Origin of the sequence: Anaerococcus porci, from assembly GCF_034090325.1 — a bacterium.
In the GTDB taxonomy this organism is placed as follows: Bacteria; Bacillota; Clostridia; order Tissierellales; family Peptoniphilaceae; genus Anaerococcus; species Anaerococcus porci.
Window position 1 is genome coordinate 1 of the sequence record NZ_JAXDSU010000027.1, and the last position, 5,431, is coordinate 5,431.

6 protein-coding genes are annotated in these 5,431 nt (G+C 28.2%); all 6 read left to right on the forward strand.

Annotated elements, in window-relative coordinates:
- Window positions 1–644 precede the first annotated feature (644 nt).
- On the forward strand, window positions 645–836 hold the full coding sequence (locus tag SOR60_RS02920; protein WP_320595155.1) for a GIY-YIG nuclease family protein: 192 nt from the start codon (window positions 645–647) through the stop codon (window positions 834–836).
- A 36-nt stretch (window positions 837–872) separates the two neighbouring features.
- Window positions 873–1,121, forward strand: a complete 249-nt coding sequence (locus tag SOR60_RS02925; protein ID WP_229771234.1) for a GIY-YIG nuclease family protein — start codon at window positions 873–875, stop codon at window positions 1,119–1,121.
- Between the two features lie 211 nt (window positions 1,122–1,332).
- Window positions 1,333–1,473: a DUF4357 domain-containing protein gene (locus SOR60_RS02930; protein WP_320595157.1), complete on the forward strand. Its 141-nt coding sequence runs from the start codon at window positions 1,333–1,335 to the stop codon at window positions 1,471–1,473.
- Window positions 1,474–1,925: 452 nt separating this feature from the next.
- On the forward strand, window positions 1,926–2,378 hold the full coding sequence (locus SOR60_RS02935; RefSeq protein WP_176269377.1) for a GNAT family N-acetyltransferase: 453 nt from the start codon (window positions 1,926–1,928) through the stop codon (window positions 2,376–2,378).
- A 424-nt stretch (window positions 2,379–2,802) separates the two neighbouring features.
- Complete coding sequence (locus SOR60_RS02940) at window positions 2,803–3,231, forward strand: MarR family winged helix-turn-helix transcriptional regulator (protein WP_154541359.1); 429 nt, start codon at window positions 2,803–2,805, stop codon at window positions 3,229–3,231.
- The coding region (locus SOR60_RS02945) for an ATP-binding cassette domain-containing protein (RefSeq protein ID WP_320595156.1) at window positions 3,224–5,431 on the forward strand (2,208 nt) is incomplete at its 3' end. The genes SOR60_RS02940 and SOR60_RS02945, both read left to right, overlap by 8 nt.

A 5,431-nucleotide genomic window follows, 5' to 3' on the forward strand; every position in this document is an offset into this window, starting at 1 on the left:
CATAAGTGTGCTTGAAGGCGCAGTAATAGAAAATTTAGTTGTTGGAGAAAACATTGAAACAAATGGCGATGGGGTTATAAGTTTTAATATTGATGGCGGCGAAGTTAAAGAATTTGAAATAAAGGGAGAAATTATTGCAAAGGGGAGAGGTTCAAAAGAAAGAAATGTGTAAGTCAATAATTGGTCTATGAGAGTCCATAAATAATTTTGTGTCAATCATTATTCTTTATTATGATTTGGGTTTATGCATAAAATTTTAAAAGTCGCATATGTATTTAGATATGGAATGACTTTATAATATTTTAATCGGAATGTATCATATATATTATAGAATATGTTCCGTTTAATTTTGTCTTAATCAAACTATTTAATATGTCAGTTTATTTCATTTATTATCTCTTTATAGTTTTAGCTTTAGAATCCCAAGGTAATTTATCATTTTTAAATTACTAAAATAATCATATTTTATGAAATACTTTAAATTATATTGTATAACATTAATGGGATTGGATTTTTCTTTCTATATATGTGAATCAAATTTTGTATAATATAATAATATTAAGTGAAGTTTTAGATATAAAAATAGTAAAAATTTTAATCTTTTCTTAATTGATGGAGAAGTTACTGGAAGAATAAAATGTACTATGGGCAATTGGACTGGTTTAGCTTATAAAATTCCAAGATCTTATTTAGATAAGTGTAAAGACAGGTCAGATTTAAAGCAGAGTGGTATATATTATTTCTATGAAAAAAAAGAAAATGATGAAGATGAGGTTTACATTGGTCAAGCAGGAATAAGGAAAAATGGAGAAGGAGTTTTATATAGAATAGGTTAACATTTAAAGGACAAATTCTATTTTTCTGAGGTTTTCATGCTCACAACTCAGAATAATTCTTTTGGACAAACAGAGATTTCACATTTAGAAAATAATTTCACTAATATGGCTATGGAAATAGATAGGTACAAAGTAAGAAATGGAAATGATTCTAATCCAGGAAATGTGACTGAAGAAAAGGAATCTGAATTTTTTGATTTTTTAGAATATTCTAAGATAGTTCTTGGTGTATTAGGGTATAAACTTTTTGTTCCTATATTAGATAAAAGGATAAGCCTAGTATAGTAGAAAGCTTTAAAGAAGATGAAGTTTTATATTTATCAAGGACTAGCAGAAAATCTAATAAGATTATAGAAGCAAAGTGCAAGAGAACTAGTGAGGGATTTGTAGTTTTATCAGGAAGTTAAATTGAAGAAAAAGACTCTAAAGCAATACCAAAATCAATAGCAGACTTAAGAAGAAAATGTAAATTAAATGGAGAATAATAAATGGGACAATATCTAAAGATTATCTATTTAATAGTCCTTCATATGCATCAGCTTTCTTACTTGGGATGAATACTAATGGAAAAACGGACTGGAAAATTAAAGAAGGCATAACTTTGAAAGAGTTGGAAGAAAGTGAAATACAAGAATAGGTAATCTTAGATAAGTTTCTTTAAGCATAACTTATTTAAAGCTAATGTTTTTATAAATATAAAATAAAAAATCATAAATGGTAAAATTTGATTAAAAAATCTCGTATATAGATATTAGAAATAAATTATTGAGATAAAAATTAAACTCTAAGAGGTGTTATTTTAACTAGGTACTTAATATTTTAATAATTGAATATTTTTTAATTAAAAATAATAGATGAAAATTTTTATAAAAATTAGGATAGGTAATATAAAGAAATAGTATTATTCTATAGTTTCAAACTTTGTATTGTCTAGTAAAGATAGATGTTATTATATCATGCTAATTTATATACAACAAAATATTTTATTTTATAATAAATTGATTTTATATTATGGGAATGATTGATATTTATAATAGTGAATTATATTCAGAAGGATAAATTATCTGAAATTTAAGAAGGGAAGATATTATGGAATTTATAGAATACAAAGATAGCAAAGATAAAGAAAAATTATTACAATTTTTAGAAAACGCAGAGTGGAAACCAGGCCCTTTAACTGCTAAGAAGATTAAAGATGGAAAGTATGAAGAAAAATTTGGCAAAGATGGTGGTCTTTTCTTTTATTTAGAAAATGACAAGCCTCTAGCTTTTGGTTCTCTAGTAAAAGAAGATTATATAAGAAAACCAGGACTTAAACCTTGGATTGCCATGATTTATATTGATCCTAAAGCTCGAGGAAAAAGATTATCAGAAAAAATGACTTTATTTTTGGAGGATAAGGCTAAAGAGTTAGGATATGATAAGGCTTATATCATGACACAACATAAGGACCTTTATGAAAAATATGGCTATAAACTTCAAGAAGTAATCTATGGAGATAAGCATGGTAAAGATTACTTTTATAAGAAATCTCTAAAATAAGATTATTAATAATTGGTGTATTTTGATATGAAATTAAGATTTATTTCTATATTAGAGAATGAATCATTATGATAATGTAAATAAATGTTAATATTTTTCATATAAAGTATTTTATATAAATTATCATAATAAAAAATATAGATTAACAAATAAGTTATACTAGGAGATTAAGATAATAAAGTATAAATTAGGGAATATAAGTTAAGTTATTGATGAGTTATCATATGCTTAGGTAAGATTAAATGTAATTTTCATTGAAATATATAATTAATCTTGTTCTAATCTGATATGTACCCTCTTTTCTGGACAAGCAATAAGGATGGTATTTTTTAAGATATAGTCATAAGTTTGAAAATAAATTTTAAAAATAATTTCAATTATGATATAATTTCTATAAAGAAATTATATTCGGGGGAGTTAAGTTATGGATTTAAAGAAAGCGCTTATAGATTTACAATGTGAGATGGTTGCTGAGAGAAACCTTGTAAACCCAAAAGATATTACATGGTTACAATATGATATCTTGTATCAAGTGAATAAAGAAGGAGAATCTCTGCCTTCAGATTTAAGTATTATTCTTGGTGTTTCACGTACTAAGTTGTCAAAGGCTCTTAAAGGTCTAAAATCTATGGGGTATATAGAGCAGTTTCCCAACAAATCCGATGGAAGAGAGTTATACACAAGTTTAACTGATGAAGGCAAGTCTCTTTTAGAGAGTATATCAGAAAAGCATCATTCACTTTATAAAATAGCTTTAGAATTTTTTACAGAAGAAGAGCAGAAAGAGTTTGTTCGTTTATCCGAAATATTATCAAATAACTTGAGAAAGGAAAGGATAGATAAGGATGAATGATGATATAGTTGTAAAAAATGCTAGAACGAATAATTTAAAAAATATATCAGTAAAAATTCCAAAACATAAGATTATTGCGGTGACAGGAGTTTCTGGCTCCGGGAAATCATCCTTTGTCTTTGATACGATTGCAAGTGAATCTCAAAGGCTATTAAAGGAAACTTACTCTTCATACATCCAAAACCTGCTTCCTAAATATAAGAAATCATTAGTAGATTCTATTTCAAATCTCTTGGTTTCTTTGGTGATAAATCAAAAAAGAATTCATGGAAATTCCAGATCAACGGTTAGTACAATTACAGATATATATTCGGATCTAAGACTATTATATTCAAGAATAGCTAAACCATTTATTGGTTATTCTATGAAATATTCTTTTAATAATCCGGAAGGAATGTGTAAAAGGTGTCAAGGGTTAGGAGAAATTAAATTAATTGATTTTGATAAATCTTTAAATGATAATGCAATCAATTTTCCAACATTTCAAAACGGAGGATGGAGACTTAGCCGATACACGGAATCCGGATATTTTAATAATGACAAAAAAATATCTGGTTATAGTAAGGATGAGTTCGATTTACTCTTGTACTCACCTAAAATCAAACCAACCAATCCAAGCTCAAAGTGGCATAAGACGGCCAAATATTTTGGCGTAATTCCACGAATTATGGAAAGTTTTGTTAATGTAGAGAACCCTCAATACAAAAAGGACTTAGATAAAATCTTAATAACAGAAACTTGCCCGTCTTGTCATGGAACAAGGCTTAATGAAGAAGTTTTAAGTGCAAAAATAAAAAACAAGTCGATAGCAGATTTGACAGATATGGAGGTAAATGATTTATATGATTTTATAGATGCGATTAAAGATGAGTCTGTTCAAGCCATTACTCATGAAATAAAAATGAAATTAAAAAGTCTTTTTCTTGTCGGATTGGACTATTTGAAACTGAATCAAGGAACCAACACTTTGTCAGGGGGAGAATCCCAAAGAATTAAGATGGTTAAATATTTAAACAGCTCTTTGTCAGACATTCTTTATATCTTTGATGAGCCTAGTGTAGGATTACACCCACAGGATATTAGAGGAATAACAAATATTTTTAAAGGACTTAAAAATAAGGGGAACTCTGTACTATTTGTAGATCATGATCCGGACATGATGAAAGAATGCGATCAGATTATAAATTTTGGAGAAGGTGCAGGTACTTGTGGTGGCAATATAACTTTCCAAGGAAGCTACCCGGAGTTATTAAAATCAAATACTATAACAGCCAAGGCTTTATTAAAAGAACATTATATAAATGAAAATAAAAAAGAATTTTCAAGTTATTACGAATTAAATAATGTTTCAAAGCATAATATAAAAAATCTGTCGATAAAAATTCCTAAGAATGCCATCACTCTCATAACAGGAGTAGCAGGATCGGGCAAAAGCACATTAGTAAGAGGAATTTTTAAAAGCAAATATCCGGAATCTACAATATTGGATCAAAGGTTACCGCAAGCAAGCTGTCGTTCGAGTATTGTAACCTACTTGGGAATATATGATGAGATCAGAAAAATCTTCAGTAAAGAAAACGGTGTAGATAAAACTTTCTTTTCCGTCACAGGAAAAGGAGCTTGCCCTGAATGCAAGGGGAAAGGAACTATAAAACTTGACTTAGCATATTTAGGAGATACGGAATACACTTGTGAAAAATGTCAGGGCAAAAGATTTAATGATAAGGCTCTCTCATATTTGTATAGAAACAAAAATATTAGTGAAATTTTTAATTTAACTGTTATAGAGGCAGGGAAAATTTTTTATGACAACCCTAAGATAAACCGAACCATAGAATCATTAATAAAAGCAAACTTATCATATATTAAACTCGGTCAGACATTAGATACCTACTCGGGAGGAGAACTTCAACGATTGAAAATAGCTCAAATGTTGCTAAATAAGACATCGGAAATTATAATCTTGGACGAACCTACCACAGGACTTCATGAATCAGACATAAATAATTTAATGAAACTTATCCATGAATTGGTAAAAGAAGGAAATACATTAATAATCATAGAACATAACTTATCTGTAATAAGTCTTGCTGATTGGATTATTGATCTTGGACCTAAGGGTGGAAAACTAGGAGGAAAGCTAATATTTCAAGGATATCCTCTTGATTTTATAAATTGTAATAAGTCTTATACAGCAAAG